The organism is Candidatus Palauibacter sp. (assembly GCF_965208055.1).
Taxonomy (GTDB): domain Bacteria; phylum Gemmatimonadota; class Gemmatimonadetes; order Palauibacterales; family Palauibacteraceae; genus Palauibacter.
On sequence record NZ_CBDBNY010000004.1, the window covers coordinates 2,025,122 to 2,048,720 of the forward strand.

Genomic DNA, 23,599 nt, shown 5'->3' on the forward strand with positions numbered 1-23,599 from the left:
GCCCGATGAGCCCGAGGAGCCCGATCGGCCTGATGCGGCGCCTGTTCGACTTCAGCCAGTTCCGGGGCCGCCTCCTCGGAGCCCTCCTCTTCACGGGAGGTCTCTCGGTCGTGGGGACGGTCGGTTTCTCCCTCATGCCCGGGTACAGCCTGTCGGACGCGTTCTTCATGACCGTGATCACGGTCTCGGCGGTCGGGTACGGCGAAATCCAGACGCTGACCGACGGCGGCCGCGTGTTCGCGAGCTTCATGATCGCCGGCGGCATCATCACCCTCGCGGTCTGGTTCGCCCTCATCACCGCCACCCTCGTCGAGATGGATCTGGCCCAGGCATTCAAGAGGCGCAAAACAATGAAGAGGATCGACTCCACCCGGGACCATGTGATCCTGTGCGGCGCGGGCCGCACGGGCCTCGCGGCGCTAGGAAGGCTCGTCGCCCGCGGCACCCCTTACGTCGCGGTCGAGAGCAACCCCGCGCACGCCGCGGACGCGCGGAACGTCGACCCGGACGCACTGATCATCGAAGGGGATGCGACGGACGACGACGCTCTGATGGCGGCGGGGATCGACCGGGCGCGCGGGCTCATCGCCGCGTTGAGCGCGGACACCGACAACGCCTTCGTGTGCCTGGCGGCGCGCGAGCTGAATCCGAATCTGACCATCGTGGGGCGGGCGCGTTCCGAGGAATCTGTGAGCAAGCTCAGGAAGGCCGGCGCCGACCGCGTCGTCACGCCCAATGCGACGGGCGGAATCCAGATGGCCTCCCTCGTCCTGCGTCCCAACGTCACGCTCTTCGTCGATACCGAGACCTCCGGAGACGGCATGGGCCTGCTCCTGGAGCAGGCGTCGGTGGCGGAGACCTCGGAAGTCGCGGGACTCACGCTGGCCGAGGCGCAGATCCCGGCCAGAACCGGGCTCCTGGTCGTCGCCATCCAGCGCGGAGAAGGCGATCGCGACGGCGGCGATCGCTTCCTCTACAACCCGGGACCGGACGAGAGGGTGCGGCCCGGAGATCTCCTGGTCGTCCTGGGTCCGCCCCCCAAGTTCCCCGAACTCCACCGCCTCCTGAGCTGACGCAGGCCGCCCCGACCCGAGGCTGACCTGACGCGCACACCCGGCAGGATCAGAGCTTCTCGGGATTCTCCTGGAAGAAGGGCGCCCACTTCTCCTCGGGAGAGGCCGACGTGAGCAGGCTCACCGCGATCAGGAGGCTGAGCGAGATGAGGACCCCAGGGATCACGATGTAGTCGCTCGAAGCGAAATCGAATGCGGTCCCCCCGATCGTGGCGGTGAAATTCACGCCGAACCGGGACAGGAGCGTGATCCCGACGATGCTGCCGATCCCTCCGGCGATGCACGCCACGCCACCCTGCGGCGTCACGCGGCGCCACAGAAAGGCGGCGAGCAGCGCGGGCGTGAGGCTGGCCCCGACCAGCGAGTAGGCGTACAGCGCCATCTGGAGCACCGTGTCGAACTGGGTGAGCAGGAAGAGCCCCAGACCGCCGAACGCGAAGATGCAACCGCGCTGCAACCACAGTTTCGTACGTTCGCTGGCATCCGGGTCGACGAACCGCTCGTACAGGTCGCGGCTCACGTTGGTGGACGGCACGAGCAGGAACGTGTTCCCCGTCGAGAGCACGATCGCGACCGCCGCCGCGAGCAGGATGGCGCCCGCGAAGATCGGCAGACCGTTGGCCGCGATGTGAAGGATGATCGTCTCCGACGCGGCACGCCCCACCAGCGACACCTGCTCCGGATCCGCCAGCTCGGGGTACACCGCGCGTCCCACGATCGCGATCAGGGCAAGCGACGTCTCGATGAAGACGACCCCGAGGAACATGCCGACGACGGCCTTCTTCGCCGACCCGGCGTCCTTGGCGGAGAAGAACTTCTGGTACATCCCGCTCTCGCCCAGGATGAGGAGGAATGTGGGCAGGGCGACACCGAGCACCCAGAGGAAGTTGTGGCCCCCGAGCACCGTGAGATGCTGTTCCGGCAGTGCGGCGGCGATCTCCCCGACCCCGCCGTTGGCAAACACCAGATAGGGCAGGCCGATGACGATGCCGAGGGTGATGATGATTCCGTTCAGGAGGTCCACGGAGACGATCGACACCATGCCCGCGAGCGCCGTGAAGAGGACGATGGTGATCGCCGTGATGTACATGCCCGTCGTGGGCGAGATCGCGCCGTCGGTGACGATGCTCAGGATCCAGCCGCCGCCCCGGAACTGGTAGGCGGCGATCGTGACGTAGGCGAGGATGATCGCGACCGTGCCGAGGATGCGCGCCGCCGCGTTGTAGCGCTGTTCGAGGAGGTCCGGGACGGTGTACTTCGCGATCGAGCGCACGCGGGGCGCGAGGTAGAAGGCGACGAGCAGACCGACCCAGGCGCCGAAGGAGAACCACAGTTCCGCGATGCCCGTGCGGTAGGCCAGCCCGGCTCCGCCGAAGAGCGACCCCGACCCGATCCAGGTGCAGATGAGCGTGCCCACGAGGAGCGCCACCGGCACGTTCCGGCCCGCCACCATGAAGTCCGCGTGGCTCTTGATCTGCCTGGAGCGCCACACGCCGATCCCGATGAGGACGAGCGGGTAGCCGAAGACGGCAATCGTCAGCAGGTCCATCGGTCCTCCGGTCTCCAGAGTGGCTACTGGGTGGCTACTGCGTGGCTACTCCCCCTTCGACATCCGGCGCTTCAACTCCTCGAGCATCGCGTCGGCCCGCGCCTCCCGCAGCTCCCGCTCGGCCACGAAGTCCCGCTGCGGTGCGCCGGCCATCGGGTCGAGCGCTTCCTCCACCTGGCGGCGCGCGTCGTCGAGGTCGCTGCTTCCCTCCATCTTCTCCGCCATGCGGTCGAACGCGTCCGCGGAGTCGTACCGGTCGGAGGAGTGCTGGATCGCCTTCGCGCGCCGTTGCTGCACGCTGAGCGAATCCCGCCGCGCCATGGCGCTCTTCAGCTGTTCCACGCCCTGCGCGGCCTCGGCCTGCTGCTGCTGGAGTTCGGCCTGCGTCCCCTCGGCCTTGATGACGAGGACCTCGAGCCGCTGCCGGTGCCGCTCCGCGAACCGCTGCGCGACCTCGACCGTCTCGGCGTCCCCGATCTCGGCCGCCTTCGCCGCCCGCCGTTCCGCGACCCGCGCCGCCTCCTTCTCCCGGTCGGCCTGACGCACCTGTGACTCGAGCAGCCCCTCGAGTTCGGAGATCCGTGCCCGCGTATCGACGAGTTCCTGGCGCATGGCGCGGATGACGCGGTCGATGTCGTCCTCGGACGCGCCGGGCTGCTTCGCTTCCATCCGGTCGAGCGCCTCGTCGACCATCTGCCTGAGTTTCCTGAACATGGCCCTGAGTTTAGCAGCCCCCGGCGAAACGCCGCCACCGCCGACGCACCGGATCTGTCGGCGCGCCTCGCCGCTTGCCGATGATACAATACTCCTGTATAGTATATCCGACACAGGGAACGATCGACTCGGATGAGCGGTCGATGATGGACGCGAGCGTGGAGCGAGTGGCGGTGAGCGATGCGGGGCCGCATGCGATGGGGATCGCGGAGGGGACGAAAAACGACCTCGGCCGTCGGTTGGCCCGTATCCGGGGACAGGTCGGGGGCATCGCCCGCATGGTGGAGGATGAGCGGTACTGTCCGGACATCCTGCAGCAGTTCGCCGCCGTTCACTCCGCGCTCCGCGCGGCCGAGAAGGAACTCCTGCTGAACCACCTCGAGCGCTGCGCCACCCATGCCATCGAGGAAGGCGGCGACGCCGCGGCGGGAGTGCGCGCGGAGATCGCGGATCTGTTCATGCGCTTCGCCGGCAAATGATGCGTAAGATCTATCGGATCGCCGGCATGCACTGTGCCGGTTGCGTCGGCTCGGTGGAGAAGAGCCTCAACGCGGTCGACGGCGTGGAGGCTTCGGTGAGCCTGCCGGCCGAGTCGGCGACGCTGACATTCGCCCGCGACGTGAGCTTCGAGGAACTCGCCGCCGCCGTGGAGGGGGCCGGCTACGAGATCGAACCCATCGCGGAGGCCGACCGCGGGGCGGCCGAGCGTTCGCGCCTTGCGGAGACGGAGGCCCGCTCCCGTGAAGCGTGGCGGGCTATGTGGACCGCGTGGGCGCTCACCGTCCCGGCCATGGTGTGGATGCTGCCGGAGATGTTCGCCGGGGTGCGCTGGCCGTCGCCCCTCGTTTTCGACTTGGGCGTCACGCTGCTCGGGGCCGCCGTCCTCGCGGGCCCGGGGGGTCCGACCCTGCGCGGCGCGTGGCGCTCGGCGCGCGGCCGGATGCCGAACATGGACGTCCTCATCGCGCTCGGGGCGGGCGTTTCCGTGCTCACGGGCGTGTGGGCCGTCCTTCACGTCCTCGGGTTCGCCCCGATGATCATGAACTTCGCTCCGGTGGGCGCGATGATCGCCGCCATCCACCTCACGGGACGATTCGTGGAGGCGAAAGCGCGCGGGCGTTCCTCATCGGCGATCCAGGCCCTGCTGTCGCTCGAGGCGCCGACAGCCCGCGTCGAGCGGGAGGGCGCCGAACTCGAGGTTCCGACCCGTGAGGTCGCGGTGGGCGACGTGATGATCATCCGCCCGGGCGAGAAGATCCCGACGGACGGCGTCGTCCTCGAGGGGAGGAGCGCGGTCGATGAATCGCTCGCGACGGGCGAGTCGATCCCGGTCGAGAAGGAGCCCGGGTCTTCCGTCCTCGGTTCGACCGTCAATCACTCCGGCGCGCTCCGCGTGCGGGCGACGGGCGTGGGCGAGGACACGTTCCTGTCGAACGTCATCCGTCTCGTGGAGGAGGCGCAGGCGAGCAAGGTCCCGATCCAGGAGTTCGCGGACCGGGTGACCGCCATCTTCGTGCCCGTCATCCTCGTCGTCGCGCTGGCGGCCTTCGCGGGCTGGTTCGCCCTGCCCGGAGTCTTCACGGACGCGGCGCGCTGGGCCTCGGGGTTCGTCCCGTGGGTGAACCCGGAGTTGGGCCGCCTCTCCCTCGCGCTCTACGCCGCGGTCGCGGTACTCGTCATCGCCTGCCCTTGCGCGCTCGGGCTCGCCACCCCGACGGCGCTCATGGTCGGGACCGGCGTCGGAGCCACCCGCGGCGTCCTCATCCGGGACGGGGCCGCCGTCCAGACGCTGGACCGGGCGGACACGCTCGTGTTCGACAAGACGGGCACGCTGACCCGCGGCGCCCCTCGCGTGGTCGAGATCTTCGCGGCCGGCGACCGTACGGCCGACACCGAGGCGCGCGTGCTCGGGCTCGCGGCCGCGGTCGAAGACGCTTCGGAGCATCCGCTCGCCCGCGCCGTCGTCGACGAGGCGCGGCTTCGCGGCATCCCCTGCTCCCGTGCGGCCGACGTGGAGGCCCGCATCGGGATGGGCATCGTCGGCCACGTGGACGGCGCCCCCGTCGTCGTGGGGAGCGCGCGGCTGCTGCGCGGGGAAGGCATCCCGGACGAGGACATCGCCCGGGTCGAGCGGCGTCTCGGCGACGACGCGCGCACGACCGCCTGGGTGGCCGCCGGCGGGCGGCTGCTCGGCGCGCTCGCGATCGCCGACCCGGTGAAGGAGGACGCGCGGGAAACCCTCCTCGAGCTGAGCCGCCGCGGCTTCAGGACCGTGATGCTCACCGGCGATCATGAAGCCGTGGCGGCCGCCGTCGCCGAGCATCTCGGCATCGACGACTTCCGGGCCGGGCTGCTCCCCGCCGACAAGGTCGAGGCCGTGCGGCAACTCCGCGCCGAGGGCCGCACCGTGGCCTTCGTCGGCGACGGGATCAACGACGCCCCGGCCCTAAAGGCCGCCGACGTCGGCATCGCGGTGGGGACCGGCACCGACATCGCGATCGAAGCCGCGGACATCACCCTCGTGCAGGGAGATCTGCGCTCCGTGCTGCGCGCGACGAAGCTCGCCCGCGCCACCTTCCGCAAGATCCGGGAGAACCTCTTCTGGGCCTACGTCTACAACGTCGTCGCGATCCCGGTCGCCTTCCTCGGCCTTCTCCACCCCGTCATCGCGGAGGCCGCGATGGCGCTGAGTTCGATCTCCGTCGTCACGAACGCGAACCGCCTCCGCCGCACCCGGCTGTAGCGACCCGTTTCGGGCGACCCCGCGTCATGCGCCGCGACGTTGCCTTCGTCGCTGTCGGGGCGCATCATAGGCGCCGTCCGTTCGGGTTCATCCGTTTGCTTCCGAGAGAGGTTCGATGGCCTCACGCTGGGTCGGTCTCGCATTGGGACTCTGGTTCCTGGGCGCCCCGTTCATCTGGGGATATCCGTTCGGTTTCCTGTGGTGGCACAGCGTGGTGCTCGGCGGTTCCATCCTCGTCGTCACCATCACCTTCAACCTCGGCATCAACCGGATCAGCGGCTGGGGACTCATCGCCCTCGGCGCCTACAGCATGCTGTCGCCCTTCATCCACGGGTATCTCGCGAACGCGCAGGCCCTGTTCAACGACCTCATCTTCGGCGTCATCACCGTCGGCACCGGCACCGCGATGGGCGGGGCGGGAATCGAACACTCCGACGAGGCGCACAGCGCCGCCTGAGTCCGGACGTTCCCGCGGGAATGTGGGTCAGCGACGGTCCGCTCCCAAGCCCTTACCGCCTCAACACCCCCCGGACCGCCTCTTGCATGACAACACCCGAATCAACCGCCAATTGCCGCTTCCACGGTCGGCCGCGCCGGCAACCACTTCTTCCACGGCCTGCTAAAAGCAGACCTCGCCTTCGGGGCAACGTACGTCTGACTGCAACACCATCCAGAGCGCCTCTTCGTCGTAGTTGCGAAAGCGGGGGGCGATTTCGAAGCCCCAGTACTCCCGGCACGTCGGCCAGCTGCAAAACTCTGTCCGCTCGTCGGGAGGCTGGTCGGGGGGATGGTCGGGGATGTAGGGGGCAGGCGGATATTCGCTCCGACGGAACTCGAGCGTCCACTTCCTATCCGGCTCAAGCACCCACTGTGCCTGGCCCCCTGCAATTGGGCCGGAGGCGCGCGGTTCACCGTTGAAGAGGAGAGACACTTCGACGAAGACCCGGCCCCTGCCTGGGACGGAGAAGGGTGCGACCGGAAAGTCCTCCGCCGTGAAGGTGCGCTCAATGGCTCCGCTGAGTTCGACCCGGAGGCCGGCGAGGCCACGATCGTCTTCCATGGAGTTGTATTCGTCAGGGAAGGATCTTCCGCTGAAGGGCAGCGGCAGGTGGAGGGTCCCGTTCGTGATGCCCAAGACATCGAGGATGCTGCACCCACCGCACGAGAGGGGTACGAGTAGGAGCAGGAACCGTAGAAGCATGGGGATAGGGTCCGTTCTTCGCGGATTTCCGCCAAATCTAGCCCAGTAAGGGTCGCAGCACCAAGTGTCGGGGCGGCACGCCGTTCGGTGAACACCGTACGCGCTGCGGAACGCGGACCTGCTTCGGGGATCGACTCTGCCGTTGCGGCGCATCCGACGATCAAATGGCGACCGCCGACAACGCGACGTTTACGAACAAGGTATCCGCTCGCCATGCGGGATCTCCAAAGTCGTCCGGCGAACCGTAGACATCTATAAGCATGCTGTCGATCGATACAGACGCCAGCCCGGACCCCTCCGGTGGCAGGAACTCGAGGAACAGGCACCGCTGCCCGGCACCACGAGTAAACAGCATCTCACTGATTCGCGCGGTGTATTTTCCGTTCTCGTCCGCAATCCCGCCTCGAAATCCACGAGGCAAGGGGAACGTATCGCACTCGAAGTCCACGGTGTCGGTGTGGAACCCCTGCACGTGTACTTCGGCAACAGGAGCCCCGGCCGAGTCCGTCACAACCCCCGCTATCAGCCTGGCGGCCCAGCCTCCATCTATTAGGTCCACAGGTTGTTGCTGACAGGCGACCCAGAGTAGCGCTGCCAGGCACCTCATCGCGTTGCCGTGCATCTCCGCTCGTCCTTCCGAGAATCAGACACTCAACGTGGCCATCGCCGTTCGTGAACTGACCGGCATCCGCCACGACGCGTCCGGGGCCGTCGACCGCTCCCGCGATGAGCGCGGCGTCGTTTTTTGAATCCGCAAGAATCTTGATCATCCGGAGCCTCCGCCGAGAACCCGCTCGGGCTGTACGGATTCGGGCGGTCGGGCTAGGCTCCGAACTTCGCGAGGCGACCGGCGGTGGCCGCGGCGAGGCGCATGAGGTCGCAGCCTCGGACGCGGCCGTGGGCGCCGGTGCGGCAGGCGGTTTCGCCGAACGTGGTGGCGGCATCGTTGCGGGCCGGGCCGCCGTGGAGGAGGAAGGGCACCGGGTGCCAGCTGTGGCTGCGCATGATGGAGGGGGTCGAGTGGTCGCCGGTCACGAGGATGACGTCGGGTCCCGCGCCGACGAGGTCCGGGACGATGGCGTCCGCCTCCTCGATGGCGGCTACCTTGCGGTCGAAGTCGCCGTCTTCTCCGGCCTTGTCGGGAGGCTTGAAGTGAAGGAAGAAGAAATCTTGCTCGGTGAACCGCGCCCTGAGGGCGTCGACGAGCGGGGGCGCGCCGGCGGGCACCGTGCGCGCCTCCATGCCGACGAGGCGCGCGACGCCGCGGTACATGGGGTACGCGGCGGCGGCGGCGGCCCGCATGCCGAATACGTCGCCGAAGCGGGGCCAGTCGGGCTGGCTGGAGACGCCTCGCAGGAGCGCCATGTTCGCCCGCGGCTGGTCGGCGAGCCGTTCGCCCGCCGCTTCGAGCCACGCCGCGAGGAGCCGCGCCGTCGGTTCGGCCGCCGCGTTCCGCGCCGCGGGAGACCGGGGCGGTTGACCGGTGACGCCGGGGTCGGTGTCGTTGACGGCGTCGCCCGCCGGTGCGTCCGGGTGCAGGACGAGGACGAAGCGGTGTTCCTTCACGTGGCGCACGGAGCAGCGGGCGCCGTCGAGCGTGATGCCGTCGAGCCGGGCGGCCAGGGGGGCGGCTTCCTCGCACGGGATGCGGCCCGCGCGGCGGTCGGTCACCCGGCCCCGGGCGTCGAGGGTGCAGAAGTTGGCGCGCACGGCGATGTCGCCCGGCCCGAGCGGGAATTCGATGCCGAGGGCTTCGAGCACGCCGCGGCCGGTCTCGTACACGAGGGGATCGTAGCCGAACAGGGCCAGGTGGCCGGGGCCGCTGCCCGGCGTGATGCCCGGCGCCACGGGGTCGTGGAGGCCGCACGTTCCGGCGCGGGCAAGTTCGTCGAGGTGCGGCGTGCGCGCGGCCTCGAGTTCGGTCGGCCCCCTGGGCTCGCGCGGCAGCCCGCCCAACCCGTCGAGCACGTAGAGCAGCACCTTGCCCCCGCCACCCCCGGCGAGACGGGCGATCCGGTCGAGTTCCATGCGGCGGAACGTATGAGCGCCCCCGGTGGCGGGCCAGCAAACGGAGAGGGCGGATCGGCGGTCCCGGACCATCGCGGGGCGGGGCCGGATGCGCGCGGCGGGCGGCCGAACGCGCGCGGTCGCGGAGCGCGGCCGTGAGTACCGCGGTCGCCGCGGAGGGCGTCACCCGGCGCTTCGGGCGGCGCTGGGCGCTGCGCGGGGTCGATCTCGCCGTGCCCCGCGGCGCGGTCGTCGCGCTGCTCGGCGCCAACGGGACGGGCAAGACGACGCTCCTCCGCCTCATCTCGACGCTGCTCAAGCCGACGGCGGGCCGGCTGGAGGTCCTGGGTCACACCCTCCCCGCGGGCGGAGATGAGATCCGGACGGGCGCCGCGTTCATGACGGCCGGCGGGCACGCGTACGAGGAGTTGACGGGGGTCGAGAACCTGCGCTTCGCGGCCCGGATGTCCGCGACGGCACCCACGGACGACGACCTGCGCGACGCGCTGGCCGCGGTCGAACTCGGCGGGGCGGCGGACATCCCCGTGCGCGCCTGGTCGACCGGGATGCGGAGGCGCCTCGAACTGGCCCGGCTTCGGCTCCGTCCGCTGGAACTGGTGCTGCTCGACGAACCCTTCGTGAGCCTGGACGAGAACGGCGTGGGCCTCGTGCACGAGGCGGTCCGCCGGTGGCGCGATGCCGGCGCCGCCGTGATCATCGCCTCGCACCGGGTCGAGGACGCGACCCGACACGCCGACGACGTCGTGCGGCTGGTGGGCGGCCGCGTGGCCGCCGCGACCCCGTGAGCGCGCTCGCGCGGCGAGCCGCCGCCATCCTGTGGAAGGACATCCTCTCGGAGACCCGCACGCGGCAGGGCTTCACGGCGATGCTCTCCTTCGCCGCGCTCGTCCTCTTCATGTTCAGCTTCGCCATCGGGGTGGACAACGACCTGCTCGAACGGCTGGCAGGGGGTCTCCTTTGGGTGGCGATCGTCTTCACCGGCACCCTCTCCCTGGGCCGGACCTTCCAGAACGAGGAACTCGCGGGCGGATCCCGCCTGCTGCGGCTCTATCCCGGCGACGTGCGCGCCATCTATCTGGGCAAGCTGGCCGGCAACCTCGTCGTGCTCGCCGCGCTCGAGGTCGTCCTCTTCCCCGCCGCCGCGATCCTGTACCAGGTCGACTTCACCGCGCAGGCCGGCCCGCTCATCCTCGTGGCCGCCCTCGGCACGTTCGGCTTCTCCGTCATCGGAACCTTCTTCTCCGCGCTCACCGTCCACCTGCGGGCGCGCGAACTCCTGCTGCCGCTCCTCCTCTTCCCCGCCCTCGTCCCGGTCGTCCTCGGCAGCGTCGGCGCCACGGAGGCGTTCCTCGCCGGCGACCCGCTCGGGCGGGCCGGCGGGTGGCTGAGGTTACTCGCGTCCTACGACGTGATACTGTTCGTGGTCTGTCTGTGGATCTTCCCCGTCGTCCTCGAGGAGTGATGCGGATCTCATGAACAAACTGGCACTGCTGGGGTGGATGGCGATCGCCCTCATCGCCGTCGGCAGCGTGCTCGGACTCGTCGTGCTGCCCGCCGACGCGCTGCAGGGCGAGGTCCAGCGCCTCCTCTACGTCCACGTGCCGGTTGCGTGGGTGATGATGCTCGCGTTCTTCGTCGTCTTCCTGATGAGCATCCTCTATCTCGTGCAGCGCCGACTGAAATGGGATCTTCTCGCGGTCTCCGCCGCGGAACTCGGGGTGCTCGCCGCCGTCCTCACCCTCATCCTCGGCACCCTGTGGGGCCGGCCCACCTGGGGGATCTGGTGGGCCTGGGACCCGCGAATCACGACCACGGCGCTCCTCGTACCCATCTACACGGGATACCTCGTCGTGCGATCGATGACGGAGGATCCGGAGCAGCGGGCGCGCTGGGCGGCCGTCATCGGTCTCATCGCCTTCGTCCAGGTCCCGATCGTGTACCTGTCGGTGTTCTGGTGGCGGAGCCTGCACCAGCCCCCGTCGTCCCCGCAATCGATGTGGAGCGCGTACGGGCTGGTGATGCTGCTCGGATTCGTCGCATACACGCTCGCGTTCGCGTACCTGTGGCTGCGGCGATACCGGCTGACTACAACGGAACTCGAACTCGAACTGTCGGGACCGGAGGAGGGGTGAAGCGGGTATGAACGATCACTGGCTCTTTATCGGCGCCGGATACGGCATCACCTGGGCCACTCTCGGCTGGTATCTCCTCCGCCTGCAACGCCGGGAACGCACGGCGGCCGCGGCTTCGCGCGGGGCCGGCGAGGGAGCCCGAGCGAGGGGTCCGGGGTAGAAGCAGTCGGGAAAACGTGCGGTTTACTCCGATTTCCTCTATTATTTCAAGTTTGTATCAAGAGCGATCGGATCGAACCGTGGCGGGGCGGAGTTCCGGTTGGCCCACCCCGCGGCGATGGTTTTCGACAACCGACCCGGGTCAGGATTCGGATTTAATATGGCGAAGACGGCCACAAGCCGACGCATGTTCTTCGACACGCACGCGCTCGACTCGTTCGACCAGTATCTGCAGGATGTCGAGCGCTATCCGCTCATCGAGAGCCCGCAGATCGAGCGGGAGATCGCACGGAAGGCGCGGGCCGGCGACCGTCACGCGGCCGAGCGCCTCGTCACGGCGAACCTGCGGTTCGTGATCTCGTACGTGAAGAAGTACCAGGGCCGGGGGCTCAACCTGGCCGAACTCGTCTGTATCGGGAACGAGGGCCTGCTCAAGGCCGTCAAGAAGTTCGATCCCGACAAGGGCGTGAAGTTCATCTCGTACGCGGTGTGGTGGATTCGGCAGACGGTGCTGCAGGCGCTGGCCGAACAGACCCGCTCCGTACGCATCCCGCTGAACCAGAACTCCAATCTCGTCAAGCTCTCCCGGACGGAGACGGCGCTCACCCAGAAGCTGGGACGCTCGCCGACGGACCGTGAGATCGCCGAGGAGATGGAGGAGCCGGTGGAGACGGTGCGCGCGCTGCGGCGCGTGGCCTCCGCGGAACTCAGCCTCGACGCGCCGCTCGACAAGTCGGACCGCGACAGCGCGTCGTTCGGCGAGCGTTTTTCGGGGATGGACGACGCAGACATCGAGGAGGATGTCGAGGACCAGGCCCGGCGGGAGTTCCTCGAGAAGATGTTCGAGCGCTACCTCACCGAGCGGGAGCGGAAGATCCTCGTCCTCTACTACGGCCTCGACGACGGCGAGGAGATGACGCTGGAGGAGATTGGTTCGCTGCTCGGCGTGACCCGGGAGCGCATCCGGCAGATCCGGAACCGGGCCTTCGACAAGCTGCGCGCCTCGCCGGACGGAGAGGCCCTGGAAGGGTTCTGGCGCGCGACCGCCTGAAACCTCGGGGGCCGCCGGCCCCCGGCCCCGCACCATTCGCCGGAGAGTCGACATGACGCGCCATCGTTCGAGACTCGGCCTCCTGATCCGGCTCATCCGGCTCATCCCGCTGCTGTTCGGTCCCGCCGCGGGCGTGCACGCGCAGTCCGGGGCCGACGTGGCGCGCTCGTACCGGGAGGCCAACGAAGCGCAGATTCTGCGGGACTTCGCCGAACTCCTGACCTATCCCAACCGCGCCCGCGATCTGGAGGACGTGACGCGGGCGGCGGAGTACATCCGCGACGAGTTGCGGGCGGCGGGCGTCACGTCGGAGTTGCTCGGCATCGACGGCGTCGCGCCTCTCGTGTACGGCGAACTGCGGACACCGGACGCGGAGCGGACGCTCGGGGTCTACGTCCACTACGACGGGCAGCCGGTCGATCCCCGGAACTGGACCCACCCTCCGTTCGAGCCGACGCTGTACACGGCGTCGATGGAGGTGGGCGGGGCGCCGCGCGACTTCCCGGAGGCCGGCGAGCCGGCAGACCCGGAGTGGCGGATCTACGCGCGTTCCGCGGGGGACGACAAGGCCCCGATCGCCGCGCTTCTTCCCGTGCTTCGGGCGTTTCGGGATGAGGGCATCCAGCCGACATCGAACCTGGTCTTCTTCTTCGACGGGGAGGAGGAAGCGGGGTCGAGGCACCTGGGCCAGTACATGGAGATGGCGGCGGACCGCATCGAGGACATCGACGTGTGGCTCTTCTTCGACGGGCCCGCGCACCAGAGCGGGCGTCCGCAGCTCACCTTCGGCGTGCGGGGCTCCATGGGGATGGAAGTCACGGTCTACGGGGCCACCCGCAACCTCCATTCCGGCCACTACGGCAACTGGGCGCCCGACACCGGGAACGTCCTCGCCCGGCTCCTCGCCTCGATGAAGGACGAGTCCGGGCGGGTCCTCATCGAGGGCTGGTACGACACGGTCGAGCCGCTCGGCGCCGAGGAACGTGCCGCGCTCGAGGCGATGCCGCCGGTCGACGAGGACCTCAAGCGGGAGATGGGGCTCCTGTGGACCGAAGGGGAGCCGGAGACGCTGTCGGAGCGGATCCTCCTCCCGGCGCTCAACATCCGCGGCCTCACGAGCGGCAACACCGGCGCGCTGGCCCGGAACATCATTCCCAACACGGCCGTCGCCGCGCTGGGGATCCGGCTCGTGAAGGGCAACGAGGCGGCCCACCTGCGGCAACTCGTCGTCGATCACATCGAAGGACAGGGCTTCCACGTCGTGTCGGAGGACCCGGACATGGAGACCCGGCTCCGGTATCCGCGCATCGCCAAGGTCACGGGGGGCGGCGGCTATCCCGCGGCCCGCACGTCGATGGACGATCCGTTCGTGCAGGAGATCATCACGGCGGCCTCGGCGGCGGCGGATCGCGCGTTCGGGCCGGGGTCGCTCGTCCTCGCGCCCGGCCTCGGCGGCACCCTGCCCCTCTACCTGTTCACCGACGTGGCGGGAAAGCCCGCCGTGAACGTCCCGGTCGCGAACCACGACAACAACCAGCACGCGCCGGACGAGAACCTGCGCATCGCGAACCTCTGGTACGCGATCGACCTCTACGCGGCGCTCCTGACCATGCCGATCACGGCCTTCTGAAACACCCGACATCCGACCCTCTGACCGGAGCCGGTCCCATGCGACGATCCCTGCCCGTCTTCCTGTTCCTGGCTCTTGCCCCGGCGGCCTTCGCCCCGGCGGCCTCCGCCCAGACGAACCCGCTGTGGACGCAGGAGAAGGTGAAGAACTACCTGCCGCACATGACGGTGCCGGAGGTGCGGGACTTTCTCACGCGCAGCGACATGGTCCTGATCCCGGTCGCTTCGCTGGAACAGCACGGCAACCACCTTCCGATCGGCACCGACTACCTGAACGGGGTCGAGCAGGCGAAGCTCGTGGCGCAGCGGGCGGACGTCCTCGTGGCTCCGATCCTGCTGCCGGGCCAATCCCCGTATCACATGGGGTTCGAGGGGACGATCACCCTGCCCTCGCCGCTCGTGCAGGAGGTCTACGTCGAGGCGGTGAAGAGCCTCATCGCGCACGGGTTCAAGCGCTTCCTGATCATGAACGCGCACGGCGGGAACCGGGCCATCACGACGTTCATCGTGGACCGCATCAACCAGGAGACGGCGGGCATCGCCGTGGATCTCGGCGCCGTGTCGGGACCGTTCCGCGACCGGAACCGGATGGCCTCCGTCCCGAGGCCGCCGCCGGACGAACTCGACCGGCACGGGGGGACGCCCGAGACCTCGAGCTCGCTCTACCTCATGCCGACGCTGGTGGACATCGACGCGGCGGTTCCGGCGGAGATCACGATGCCGGCCCACCTCGAGGCGATGCTTCCCGACGTGCTGGCCGGCGACCCGACGGCGCTCGCCGTGTTCCTCGCCGAAGGGCTCAAGGACGAGTCGACCGGCAAGGGCACCTCATCCATCGAGATGTCATCCACGGGCGTATGGGGGACGCGCGACCCGGCCGAGGCGTCGCTCGAACGGGGACGGATCGCGACGGAGGCGATGGTCGACGCCGCGGTCGCCTTCATCGAACGCTGGAACGAACTCCGCCCCTCCGGTTCCTGATCCGGCCGGGGCAACGTGGCTTCGCGGCCGGAGTAGCCTTATCCTCGTGTTCCGCATGGACCCGTTCTGTCCGAAACCCTTGATCTGATCAACTACGGATCGGGCCCTTCCGAGGAGAGTTACTGGGAAGCCTACATCGACCAGGATTCGCGCTATGAGGTCTCGCTGACGGGCGCCTGCCCCGTCGACGAGCTGTCCGATGCCGAGCTGGAATTGGCGCGAACCGTGCATGCCGAGTTCGGGATGATGGACCGCTGGGCGGTCGTGGATTACGCGCATCGGTTGCCCGAATGGAGGGACCCGGGGGAGACCCGCGTCCTCCCCATTCGCTACGAGGACATCCTCGTGCACGAGAAGACGCCGGAGGAAAGCGAGCAGATTGTCGGCGATCTGCGCGCCATGGGGGCCGCCGAAGCGATCTTCGGCTAAGAAACGATCGTGCAGGCCGGAGAGTGCTTTCTCATCGGCGGGCACGGGCTCACGCCTCACCTCTGGATCGTGCTCACGCAGCCGTCAGGCGATCCTGCCCGCGTCCTGATCGCAAGTTGTACCTCTCGGAAACCTTGGTCGGACGACACTATCCTGCTCGACCGCGGCGATCACCCCTTCATCCGTAGTTCATCCTCGATCAGAACGATCGCGCGGATGTAGCTCCTAAGTCCGCCGAGAAAGAGCGCGGAATTCGGGAAGGGTGAGGAGGAAGATTCCCAGGGTGATGGCGGCGCTTCCCACGCACCAGCGGCAGATGGCGTGGATGACCCAGAGTTCGAGCGCCGTCAGGTAGGCGGTGAAGGCGAGTCCGCCCAGGGCGAGCACGGCCAGCGCACGCGGGATCCAGGCGGCGGCGCCGATGCCGTCCCGGGTACCCAGCATCGAGACGCCGAACACGGCCACGTACCAGCCCACGCCCCAGCCCGCGACCGGGAATCCGAGGAAGCGGGCCCAGCGCGAACCCTGCACGAGATCGCATCCGCCGCCCGCGCCGCACGCGAGTTCGCCGTAGTAGCCGAGCGCGTAGAGGAAGAGGTAGGTGGAGAGAAAAAGGCCGGCCAGCGCCAGGAGCGCGATCCCCCGGCGCCGGTTCAACTCATTCACGGGCTACGGTGCTCCCTGGCCGCTCTCCGAGGCATCGCCCCCGGAGGAGAGCGCATCGAGCCGGGCCTGGATGAGACCCTCGATGTGGCTGTAGGGCTCCACGCCCGCGAGGTCCACCCGCACGCCGTCGACGAAGAGCGTGGGCGTGGAGTTCACCCCGCGCGACACGCCGACCTGGTGCGACTTGGCGATGTCCTCGAGGGGGCGGCGCTCGCGCATGCACGCGTTCCAGGTATCGGCATCGACGCCGGCCTGACTCGCGATCTCCGCGATGGCGCCGCCCGGGTCGGCGAGCTGATACCAGCGCGTCTGACGAGCGAGGATGAGATCGTGCACCGGCCAGTAGAGTCCCTGCTCACCCGCGCAGCGCGCGGCCAGTGAGGCCGCGACGGAGTTGGGAAAACCGACCATGTAGTCGTACGAGACCCAGCGCACGGGAGCGTTCGCGGTCTCGACGTAGTTCTGGCGCAGCAGCTTGCCGGCGAAGCCCGCGAAAGTCGCGCAGTGAGGGCAGGACGGGTCGTAGAACTCCTCGATCGTGATCGGCGCGGACTCGGGCCCGATCGCCACGCCGACGGACGGATCGGCCTCCGCCTCGGCCAGGACCTCGAGAAGATCCGGGTGCGTCGCGGGCGGACCCGAGCCACCCTGCCCGCCCCCGACGAAGAGCCAGTACCCGCCGACGGCCACGATGACGACCAGGGCGATCGGGAACCACTTGTTCGAGCGCGAGGGAGGGTTCGTCTGCCGTGCCGTCTTCTGCGCCGTTTTCTGAGCCGTCTTCCGTGCCATCTTCCGTACTCTCCGTCCTAGATCAAATCCCGGGCCAGCCATGCCAGCGCTGCAGCGACAAAGAAGGTCACTATCGCGAGAATCGCCCATCGGCCCCGCTTCGACAAGCGTCGGGCGCGAAGGGCTGCCAGCGCCCTGAGGCCGGGGATCATGCGATCGGACCACAGGGCCCCGATTTCGAGGAGCGCCGCGGCGGCTGCGGACACGTACGCCCGGTCGAGCTTCGTCACCTCGTTCGTCCAGGCCCGGATCGCCTCCTCGACGCTCGCTTCCTCCGCCTCGGGCGGGGCGAGATCGCGCGCGTGCAACTGCTGCAGGAGGAGCTGCTGTCGGGCCAACGCGGCGTCGAACGCCGGGTTCAGGGCGCCAATGTACTTGGAAGTCGTCTCCCGCAAGGCGGGCTCGCCCGCGGCGGCCAGCGCCTTCTCGCCCTTGTCCCGGTCGAGACGCTTGGTTCTGACGACCGCCTGTACTTCGGCCGTGTACACGCGTACCAGCTCTTCCGTGACACCGCGAAACGCGGCGATCGCATCCTGCCGCATCTGCTCCGCATCCATGGCCTGAACGGCGCCGGCGACGGAGTCGGCTTCGAGCGCCGCGGAGCGCCGCAGCATGAGGGGGCCCAGCGCGATCTCACCGAGCGTCCGGAAGTGTCGATCGAAGTAGCGCCGATCGAAGCTTTCGCCGATCGAGGGGTCGATCCGCACGCGGTCGACCGCCGCCTCGCACACCCGTTGGAGCGTGTCCGCCCCCACGGAGAAGTCCGGCAGGGGCGCCCGCAACGGGCGCGCGACTTCCCCTTTGCCGAACATCTCGAGGGCCTCATCGGTGTCCGGCGGCGCCGGTACGGTGCTGGCGACCTGCAGGACGGCGCGGATTTCCTCCGGGAAGAGATAACGAATCCCGAAAGAGGCATCGCCCTTGCCGAGTTCGAGGACGGGGCGGCCATCTCCATGGGCGTCGCCATGAGCATCGTCGGTGGTCTCGGCCGCGTGGTCGGTCGGCCAGCGCAGGGTATATTCGTGATCTTCGGCGAAGAGATGCAGCCCGCGCCTCGTAAACACCGCGAGGTAGAGACCGTCGAGGGGCGTCTCGCCGATCGTGCCGGCGATCTCGGTGCCGGCGGTGCACACGACGACGTCGGCGGCCAGTGGCCGGAGGAGGGACCGCCGGCCCGCCACATCGCTACCCCGTTCCACGCTGCGAGCGAAGTCCTCCAGGTCTCCGCTTTCCCCGAAGAAGGCGACGGTGTGCCGCCGGGCGAAGACGAGAACGAGGCCGGCCCGCCTCGAGACCCAGAAGACGGACGGGAGCGGTATCTGCCGGTCTTCGAAGTGAATCCCGGCCGGCGTACAGACGACCGAGACCTGCGGCCGTACGTGCTCGCCCGCCGGGCGAACGTCGAATCGATACGCCTTCGGGTCGCGTTGCGGGCTCTGGTTCATGCGCTGGCCAGAGCCGACATCACGCGGCGGGTGTCCCCGAGAGAAGGAAGGGCTTCATCTGCGCCGGCCCGGCGCAGATCGTCCACGGAAAAGCGTCCGGTGGCCACTCCGAGCACGGACAGGCCGGACCCGCGGGCACACTCGATGTCGTGCGGGGTGTCCCCGATGATCCAGGTGCGGCCGGGGCCATACCGCGTTCCCGTATGGCGGAAGGCCCGCTCGAGCGCGATGGGCGGCAGCCGGTTCCGGTCCGCGTCGTCGCACCCGAAGGCGCCGAACGAAAAGCGGCGCCAGAGCCCAACCGCCGAAAGCTTGCCCTCGGCGCCGGCGACGATGTTGCCCGTCAGAAGCCCGAGCGCAGCCCCCTCCGCCTCGATCGCATCGAGGATCTCGGGAACGCCCGGCGTCGGACGCATCCGTTCGCGTCGCTCGTCGATCTCGTCCGCCAGCCGGGCCGCGTATGCGGGCCACAGCCGGTCGAACCCCGGGGCGATCTCGGCCTCGGAGAAGCCCTCGGCGCGGAGGAGCGTACGCACGATCTGCGGGTCCGTCATCCCGTCGAAGGGGAGATCGTCGATGGGACCGGGCGTCCCGTACACCTCGATCATCGCGTCCTCGATGGCCGCGCGGCCGACCCCCGCCGCGTGCACCAGCGTTCCGTCGATGTCGAACAGCACGAGCTCGGCGGTGCGTCCGGAAGCCCCTGCCCCGTTGGAAACCATCAACCGCCGATCCAGTCCGCGAGGAGCGCGGGCTCGATGTTGCCGCCGGACAGGATCGCCACGGTCTCCCCGCGCGCGGCGGGCGTGACCGCGCCGTTGAGCAGCGCCGCCACCGTGGCCGCTCCGGAGGGCTCCACCACGAGCCTCAGGCCGAAGAGCCAGCGCACGGCGTCCCGGATCGCCTCGTCGTCGACCGTGATGACGCGATCCACCAGATCGCGGCAGTGGGCGAAGGTGAGGTCGCCGGGGCGCACCGGCTTGAGGCCGTCGGCGACCGTGGACACGCGGTCGAGCGTGACGGGCGCGCCGTGCTCAAGCGAGCGCTGCATCGAGGCCGCCCCCGCGGGTTCGACGCCGATCACCGCGGCCTCCGGGCACCGGCGCCGCACCGCGGCCGCGACGCCCGACAGTTGCCCGCCGCCGCCGATCGGAGCCAGCACCAGCCCCGGTTCCCGAGCGCCGAGTTGCTCGATGATCTCGAGCGCCACGGTCCCCTGCCCCGCGATGATGTCCGGGTCGTCGAACGGCGGCACCATCGTCCCGCCGAGCTCCCGTTGAATCTGCTCGGCGCGCGCCTTGCGCTCGGCTGACGTCGTGCCTTCGAGTTCGACCTCCGCCCCGAGGGCGAGGGTCGCCTCGCGCTTCACGTCGGGCGCATCGACCGGCATCACGATCCGGGCCGGCACGCCGAACGCCCGGGCGGTCCACGCCACGGCCTGCGCGTGATTGCCGGACGAGTAGGTGAGGAGCCCGGCCGCCCGCTCTTCCGGCGAGAGGCGGCTCACGTAGTTGTACGCGCCGCGCGCCTTGAAGGCGGAGACGCGCTGGAGGTTCTCGCACTTCAGCCACACGCCGTCCGGCGCATCGGTCGCTCCACGCCCGCCCGCTTGCGGGAACGGGGCGGGGATCAGCGGCGTGCGCCGCACCGCTCCGCGAATCCGCTCGTGCGCGGCCTCGACGTCGGCGAGCGACACCAGGGTCGCGGTCGTGCTGCTCACCCGGCGTCCGAGTCGGCACCGGCGTCCCCGCTGGCGCCGGCCCCGTTGGCGTCGGCCTCGCCCTCCGCATCGGCGAGAGCGTCGGCCCCGGTACCATTGTCCGCCGCCGGATCCGTCCCGATCGGATCGATCAGACTCGCGACGTCCACGAGTTCGTCACCCTCGTCGAGGGAAACGAGCCGCACGCCCTGCGTGTTCCGTCCGATCACGCGGATTCCCTCGGCCGACTGCCGGTTGATGACGCCGTTGCGGGTCACGAACATGAGTTCGTCGTCGTCCGTTACCTCGCGCGTCGCCGCTACCTGACCGGACGTCGCCGTCACCTTCAGGTTTATCACACCCTGTCCGCCGCGTCGCGTCTTTCGATAGTCGTCCACGTCGCTTCGCTTACCGATGCCCTGGTCCGTCGCGGTCAACAGCGAGCCGCCACGCCGCGCGACCACCATCCCCACGACGGTGTCCTCCTCCTTGAGCCTGATGCCGCGCACACCCTGTGCGACACGTCCAACCTCCCGCACGTCTCCCTCGGAGAACCGGATCGCCCTCCCGCGCCGCGTAGCGAGCAGCACGTCGTTCGAGCCATCGCTCAGCTTCACATCGATGAGGCGATCGTCCTCGAGGATGTTGATGGCGCGCAGACCCGGCGCACGCACATTCCGGTACGCGGCGAGGCTCGTCTTCTTCACGAGGCCGCGGCGCGTGGCGAAGATGAGGAAGCGGTCGGCCGAGAACTCGCGCGCCCTGACGATGGATGCGATTTTCTCGCCCTTCTCCATCCTCAGCAGGTTCACGATCGGTTTGCCGCGCGCCGTCCGGCGTGCGAGCGGGATCTGGTACACTTTGAGCCAGTACATGCGGCCCGCGGTCGTGAAGATGAGGAGATAGTCGTGGGTCGAGGCGAGGAAGAGGTGCTCCACCCAGTCCTTTTCCTTGGTGCCCATGCCGGCGATCCCGCGCCCGCCGCGGCGCTGCGCCCGGTAGACCTGGGGCTCGATGCGCTTGATGTAGCCGGAGTGCGAGACGGTGATGACCATCCGCTCTTCGGCGATGAGATCCTCATCCGTGAGGTCCGACGTGTCGGGCACGATCTGGGTCCGGCGCTCGTCGCCGAACTTGCCGACGAGGGTGGACAACTCGTCTCCGACGATTTCCATTCGCCGGCCGCGCGACGCGAGGATGGCCTCGAGTTCCTGCCGGCGCGCACGGACTTTCTCCAGTTCCTCCTCGAGTTTCTCGATCTCGAGACCCGTGAGGCGCGCGAGCCGCATGTTGAGGATCGCATCGGCCTGGCGTTCGCTGAGATCGAAGGCGGACCGGAGTTCCTCCCGCGCGACCTCGGTCTCGGGGGAGGCGCGGATGATGCGGATGACCTCGTCGATGTGGTCGACCGCGACCTTGAGTCCCTCGAGGACGTGCTCCCGGTCCTTCGCCACGCCGAACTCGAAGCGCGTCCGCCGCTCGACGACCTCGTGCCGGTGCTCGAGGAAGTGCCGGAGCATCGTCTTGAGGTCCATCACCTGCGGCTCGCCGTTGACGAGCGCGAGCATGATGACGCCGAACGTGGACTGCAGCTGTGTGCCCTTGAAGAGCTGGTTGAGGACGATCTGCGGCACCGCATCGCGTTTCAGTTCGATGACGACACGGATCCCGTCGCGGTCGGACTCGTCGCGGAGGTCGGAGATGTCCGTGACGCGCTTGTCGCGCACCAGACCCGCGATCTGCTCGATGAGGCGGGTCTTGTTCACCATGAAGGGGATCTCGCGGACGATGATGCGGTCGCGGCCGTCCCGTCCCTCCTCGATGTCGGCCTTCGCGCGCATCACGACCCGGCCGCGGCCCAGGCGGTAGGCTTCGCGGATCCCGGCGCCGCCGAAGATCGTGCCCCCGGTGGGGAAGTCGGGACCCCGGATGATCTCCATCAACTCGTCGAGCGTCGTGTCGGGCGCCTCGATGAGGCGGTGACAGGCGGCGGCCACCTCGCGGAGGTTGTGCGGGGGGATGTTCGTGGCCATGCCCACCGCGATCCCCGACGAGCCGTTGACGAGGAGGTTGGGGAGCGCCGAGGGAAGAACGGTCGGTTCCTGCAGCCGATCGTCGAAGTTCGGCGTGTGAGCGACGGTGTCCTTGTCGATGTCGCCCAGAAGCTCGCTCGCGAATCCGGCGAGCCGGGCCTCGGTATACCGGTAGGCCGCGGCGGAGTCGCCGTCCACGGACCCGAAGTTGCCCTGCCCGTCGACGAGCGGATATCGGAGCGAAAACTCCTGAGCCATCCGGACGAGCGAATCGTAGACGGCCGAATCGCCGTGCGGGTGGTATTTTCCGATCACGTCGCCGACGACGGTGGCGCTCTTTCTGTAGGGTCGGGTCGGGCCGAGTCCGGCCTCGTGCATCGCGTACAGGATCCGCCGGTGGACCGGCTTCAGACCGTCGCGAACGTCGGGCAGGGCCCGCTGTACGATGACGCTCATCGAGTAGTCGATGAACGATTCGCGCATCTCTTCTTCGAGCGGTCGCTGCTCGACGCGTTCTATGCTCTCGGTGGTCATGGATTCCCGCTGGAACTGGCGTTTTCGAGATCTCGAGGACTGGGCGGCCTACGGCAGCTCCGGGGGAGCTCGGCCGCACTCGGTGAGACCCTGTAATCTACCGGATTTCGGGGCATTCCGCGACTTTCAGAGGCGCCACTCCACGCCTGCGGGACCGGCGTTTACGATCGGCGTATCGCCGGCTCGGGAGCGGACGCCCCACGAGCCGTGGATGTGGCCGCAGACGACGAGGCGGGGACGGGTCCGTTCGATGGTTTCGAGGACGGCTGTACTGCCCATGTGTCGACCCGACGCGTCGGCGTCCGCGTGGCCGAGCGGAGGGGAGTGGGACACGAGTACGGCTCGCTCGGGGCACGGTGCGAGGAGGTCCCGGGCTTCGTCTTCCGTGAAGTCGTAGCTCCAGGAGCCGAAGGGCGTCACCGGCACCCCGCCGCCGATCCCGAAGAAGGGCACGCCGCCGATGTCGACGCCCGTTCCGTGCAGGACGCGAGCCGCCGGCCAGCCGCGGCACGCCTCGGAAAGCTCGCCGGCGGACTCGCCGTTCCCGGGGACGAGGACGGTGGGGGTCTCGATCCCGGCCAGGACTTCGACGATCCCGGCCAGGCCGCGCCGCTTCACCGCGAAATCGCCGGCCCCGACGACCACGTCGAAGTCGGCCGCCCGCTCCACGATCGACGCCGCGGCCGCGAGATCGGTGTGAAGGTCGCTGAACAGAAGGAGACGCATGGCGAGTCGCTCCGT

At 69.0% G+C, this 23,599-nt stretch carries 23 protein-coding genes and 1 pseudogene; 12 read left to right on the forward strand and 12 right to left on the reverse strand.

The annotated features are described in order from the left end of the window. Positions 1-5: 5 nt before the first annotated feature. Positions 6-1,073 carry a potassium channel family protein gene (locus tag ACOGXI_RS08935; RefSeq protein WP_419938512.1) on the forward strand — a complete coding sequence of 356 codons (1,068 nt, stop codon included), beginning with the start codon at positions 6-8 and terminating at the stop codon, positions 1,071-1,073. A 49-nt stretch (positions 1,074-1,122) separates the two neighbouring features. Here the strand turns inward: ACOGXI_RS08935 and ACOGXI_RS08940 are convergent, their stop codons facing one another. Together ACOGXI_RS08940 and ACOGXI_RS08945 are read right to left on the reverse strand one after the other, a co-directional pair. Continuing rightward, a complete protein-coding gene (locus tag ACOGXI_RS08940; protein ID WP_419938513.1) occupies positions 1,123-2,622 on the reverse strand; it encodes a sodium:solute symporter family protein in 1,500 nt (499 codons plus the stop codon). A 45-nt stretch (positions 2,623-2,667) separates the two neighbouring features. Then, complete coding sequence (locus tag ACOGXI_RS08945; protein WP_419938514.1) at positions 2,668-3,336, reverse strand: hypothetical protein; 669 nt, start codon at positions 3,334-3,336, stop codon at positions 2,668-2,670. Between the two features lie 143 nt (positions 3,337-3,479). On the opposite strand from ACOGXI_RS08945, the gene ACOGXI_RS08950 reads away from it, so the two are divergent. The 3 genes from ACOGXI_RS08950 (at position 3,480) to ACOGXI_RS08960 (ending at position 6,536) form a co-directional block, all read left to right on the forward strand. Beyond that, positions 3,480-3,815 carry a metal-sensitive transcriptional regulator gene (locus ACOGXI_RS08950; protein ID WP_419938515.1) on the forward strand — a complete coding sequence of 112 codons (336 nt, stop codon included), beginning with the start codon at positions 3,480-3,482 and terminating at the stop codon, positions 3,813-3,815. After that, positions 3,815-6,079 (forward strand): heavy metal translocating P-type ATPase, encoded by a 2,265-nt coding sequence (locus ACOGXI_RS08955; protein WP_419938516.1) that lies wholly within the window; start codon positions 3,815-3,817, stop codon positions 6,077-6,079. The genes ACOGXI_RS08950 and ACOGXI_RS08955 overlap by 1 nt, the downstream gene beginning before the upstream one ends. A gap of 115 nt (positions 6,080-6,194) precedes the next feature. Beyond that, complete coding sequence (locus tag ACOGXI_RS08960; RefSeq protein ID WP_419938517.1) at positions 6,195-6,536, forward strand: SPW repeat domain-containing protein; 342 nt, start codon at positions 6,195-6,197, stop codon at positions 6,534-6,536. A 162-nt stretch (positions 6,537-6,698) separates the two neighbouring features. Here ACOGXI_RS08960 and ACOGXI_RS08965 read toward each other — a convergent pair whose 3' ends face one another. From ACOGXI_RS08965 to ACOGXI_RS08975, 3 genes are all read right to left on the reverse strand, one after another. After that, positions 6,699-7,280 (reverse strand): hypothetical protein, encoded by a 582-nt coding sequence (locus tag ACOGXI_RS08965; protein ID WP_419938518.1) that lies wholly within the window; start codon positions 7,278-7,280, stop codon positions 6,699-6,701. A gap of 160 nt (positions 7,281-7,440) precedes the next feature. Next, positions 7,441-7,902 carry a carboxypeptidase-like regulatory domain-containing protein gene (locus tag ACOGXI_RS08970; protein ID WP_419938519.1) on the reverse strand — a complete coding sequence of 154 codons (462 nt, stop codon included), beginning with the start codon at positions 7,900-7,902 and terminating at the stop codon, positions 7,441-7,443. A 200-nt stretch (positions 7,903-8,102) separates the two neighbouring features. After that, positions 8,103-9,308 carry a 2,3-bisphosphoglycerate-independent phosphoglycerate mutase gene (locus ACOGXI_RS08975; protein WP_419938520.1) on the reverse strand — a complete coding sequence of 402 codons (1,206 nt, stop codon included), beginning with the start codon at positions 9,306-9,308 and terminating at the stop codon, positions 8,103-8,105. Positions 9,309-9,442: 134 nt separating this feature from the next. Here ACOGXI_RS08975 and ACOGXI_RS08980 point away from each other — a divergent pair, with 134 nt between their 5' ends. The 8 genes and pseudogenes from ACOGXI_RS08980 to ACOGXI_RS09015 all read left to right on the forward strand — a co-directional run. Then, entirely contained in the window at positions 9,443-10,093 is a 651-nt protein-coding gene (locus ACOGXI_RS08980) for an ATP-binding cassette domain-containing protein (RefSeq protein ID WP_419938521.1), read from the forward strand. Further along, the gene (locus tag ACOGXI_RS08985; protein WP_419938522.1) at positions 10,090-10,770 is read left to right on the forward strand and encodes a heme exporter protein CcmB; all 681 of its coding nucleotides are present in this window, start codon (positions 10,090-10,092) and stop codon (positions 10,768-10,770) included. Before ACOGXI_RS08980 ends, ACOGXI_RS08985 begins: the two co-directional genes overlap by 4 nt. A 10-nt stretch (positions 10,771-10,780) precedes the next feature. After that, positions 10,781-11,440 carry a cytochrome c biogenesis protein CcsA gene (gene ccsA, locus ACOGXI_RS08990; protein ID WP_419938523.1) on the forward strand — a complete coding sequence of 220 codons (660 nt, stop codon included), beginning with the start codon at positions 10,781-10,783 and terminating at the stop codon, positions 11,438-11,440. Positions 11,441-11,447: 7 nt separating this feature from the next. Then, on the forward strand, positions 11,448-11,600 hold the full coding sequence (locus tag ACOGXI_RS08995; RefSeq protein ID WP_419938524.1) for a heme exporter protein CcmD: 153 nt from the start codon (positions 11,448-11,450) through the stop codon (positions 11,598-11,600). Positions 11,601-11,759: 159 nt separating this feature from the next. Then, positions 11,760-12,650 carry a sigma-70 family RNA polymerase sigma factor gene (locus ACOGXI_RS09000; protein ID WP_419938525.1) on the forward strand — a complete coding sequence of 297 codons (891 nt, stop codon included), beginning with the start codon at positions 11,760-11,762 and terminating at the stop codon, positions 12,648-12,650. A gap of 52 nt (positions 12,651-12,702) precedes the next feature. Then, complete coding sequence (locus ACOGXI_RS09005; RefSeq protein WP_419938526.1) at positions 12,703-14,280, forward strand: M20/M25/M40 family metallo-hydrolase; 1,578 nt, start codon at positions 12,703-12,705, stop codon at positions 14,278-14,280. Positions 14,281-14,318: 38 nt separating this feature from the next. Further along, the gene (locus tag ACOGXI_RS09010; RefSeq protein WP_419938527.1) at positions 14,319-15,260 is read left to right on the forward strand and encodes a creatininase family protein; all 942 of its coding nucleotides are present in this window, start codon (positions 14,319-14,321) and stop codon (positions 15,258-15,260) included. A gap of 51 nt (positions 15,261-15,311) precedes the next feature. After that, a pseudogene (locus tag ACOGXI_RS09015) lies at positions 15,312-15,689 on the forward strand (type II toxin-antitoxin system antitoxin SocA domain-containing protein); the annotation flags it as partial. Positions 15,690-15,914: 225 nt separating this feature from the next. Here ACOGXI_RS09015 and ACOGXI_RS09020 read toward each other — a convergent pair. From ACOGXI_RS09020 to ACOGXI_RS09050, 7 genes are all read right to left on the reverse strand, one after another. Beyond that, positions 15,915-16,355: a vitamin K epoxide reductase family protein gene (locus ACOGXI_RS09020; RefSeq protein WP_419938528.1), complete on the reverse strand. Its 441-nt coding sequence runs from the start codon at positions 16,353-16,355 to the stop codon at positions 15,915-15,917. 3 nt (positions 16,356-16,358) lie between these two features. Further along, positions 16,359-17,147 carry a DsbA family protein gene (locus ACOGXI_RS09025; protein ID WP_419938529.1) on the reverse strand — a complete coding sequence of 263 codons (789 nt, stop codon included), beginning with the start codon at positions 17,145-17,147 and terminating at the stop codon, positions 16,359-16,361. Between the two features lie 17 nt (positions 17,148-17,164). Beyond that, on the reverse strand, positions 17,165-18,592 hold the full coding sequence (locus ACOGXI_RS09030; protein WP_419938530.1) for a hypothetical protein: 1,428 nt from the start codon (positions 18,590-18,592) through the stop codon (positions 17,165-17,167). Further along, positions 18,589-19,314, reverse strand: coding sequence for an HAD family hydrolase (locus tag ACOGXI_RS09035; RefSeq protein WP_419938531.1), 726 nt, complete (start codon positions 19,312-19,314; stop codon positions 18,589-18,591). Before ACOGXI_RS09035 ends, ACOGXI_RS09030 begins: the two co-directional genes overlap by 4 nt. Then, positions 19,314-20,312 carry a threonine ammonia-lyase gene (locus ACOGXI_RS09040; protein ID WP_419938532.1) on the reverse strand — a complete coding sequence of 333 codons (999 nt, stop codon included), beginning with the start codon at positions 20,310-20,312 and terminating at the stop codon, positions 19,314-19,316. The genes ACOGXI_RS09035 and ACOGXI_RS09040 overlap by 1 nt, the downstream gene beginning before the upstream one ends. Further along, complete coding sequence (gene gyrA, locus ACOGXI_RS09045) at positions 20,309-22,858, reverse strand: DNA gyrase subunit A (protein WP_419938533.1); 2,550 nt, start codon at positions 22,856-22,858, stop codon at positions 20,309-20,311. Before gyrA ends, ACOGXI_RS09040 begins: the two co-directional genes overlap by 4 nt. 126 nt (positions 22,859-22,984) lie before the next feature. Beyond that, the gene (locus ACOGXI_RS09050) at positions 22,985-23,584 is read right to left on the reverse strand and encodes a metallophosphoesterase family protein (RefSeq protein WP_419938534.1); all 600 of its coding nucleotides are present in this window, start codon (positions 23,582-23,584) and stop codon (positions 22,985-22,987) included. Between the last annotated feature and the right edge of the window lie 15 nt (positions 23,585-23,599).

Coding starts and splice junctions, on each gene's coding strand:
- ACOGXI_RS08935 (WP_419938512.1), top strand. CDS start 6: ATGAGCCCGAGGAGCCCGATCGGCCTGATGCGGCGCCTGTTCGACTTC.
- ACOGXI_RS08940 (WP_419938513.1), bottom strand. CDS start 2,622: ATGGACCTGCTGACGATTGCCGTCTTCGGCTACCCGCTCGTCCTCATC.
- ACOGXI_RS08945 (WP_419938514.1), bottom strand. CDS start 3,336: ATGTTCAGGAAACTCAGGCAGATGGTCGACGAGGCGCTCGACCGGATG.
- ACOGXI_RS08950 (WP_419938515.1), top strand. CDS start 3,480: ATGATGGACGCGAGCGTGGAGCGAGTGGCGGTGAGCGATGCGGGGCCG.
- ACOGXI_RS08955 (WP_419938516.1), top strand. CDS start 3,815: ATGCGTAAGATCTATCGGATCGCCGGCATGCACTGTGCCGGTTGCGTC.
- ACOGXI_RS08960 (WP_419938517.1), top strand. CDS start 6,195: ATGGCCTCACGCTGGGTCGGTCTCGCATTGGGACTCTGGTTCCTGGGC.
- ACOGXI_RS08965 (WP_419938518.1), bottom strand. CDS start 7,280: ATGCTTCTACGGTTCCTGCTCCTACTCGTACCCCTCTCGTGCGGTGGG.
- ACOGXI_RS08970 (WP_419938519.1), bottom strand. CDS start 7,902: ATGCACGGCAACGCGATGAGGTGCCTGGCAGCGCTACTCTGGGTCGCC.
- ACOGXI_RS08975 (WP_419938520.1), bottom strand. CDS start 9,308: ATGGAACTCGACCGGATCGCCCGTCTCGCCGGGGGTGGCGGGGGCAAG.
- ccsA (WP_419938523.1), top strand. CDS start 10,781: ATGAACAAACTGGCACTGCTGGGGTGGATGGCGATCGCCCTCATCGCC.
- ACOGXI_RS08995 (WP_419938524.1), top strand. CDS start 11,448: ATGAACGATCACTGGCTCTTTATCGGCGCCGGATACGGCATCACCTGG.
- ACOGXI_RS09000 (WP_419938525.1), top strand. CDS start 11,760: ATGGCGAAGACGGCCACAAGCCGACGCATGTTCTTCGACACGCACGCG.
- ACOGXI_RS09005 (WP_419938526.1), top strand. CDS start 12,703: ATGACGCGCCATCGTTCGAGACTCGGCCTCCTGATCCGGCTCATCCGG.
- ACOGXI_RS09010 (WP_419938527.1), top strand. CDS start 14,319: ATGCGACGATCCCTGCCCGTCTTCCTGTTCCTGGCTCTTGCCCCGGCG.
- ACOGXI_RS09025 (WP_419938529.1), bottom strand. CDS start 17,147: ATGGCACGGAAGACGGCTCAGAAAACGGCGCAGAAGACGGCACGGCAG.
- ACOGXI_RS09030 (WP_419938530.1), bottom strand. CDS start 18,592: ATGAACCAGAGCCCGCAACGCGACCCGAAGGCGTATCGATTCGACGTT.
- ACOGXI_RS09035 (WP_419938531.1), bottom strand. CDS start 19,314: ATGGTTTCCAACGGGGCAGGGGCTTCCGGACGCACCGCCGAGCTCGTG.
- gyrA (WP_419938533.1), bottom strand. CDS start 22,858: ATGACCACCGAGAGCATAGAACGCGTCGAGCAGCGACCGCTCGAAGAA.
- ACOGXI_RS09050 (WP_419938534.1), bottom strand. CDS start 23,584: ATGCGTCTCCTTCTGTTCAGCGACCTTCACACCGATCTCGCGGCCGCG.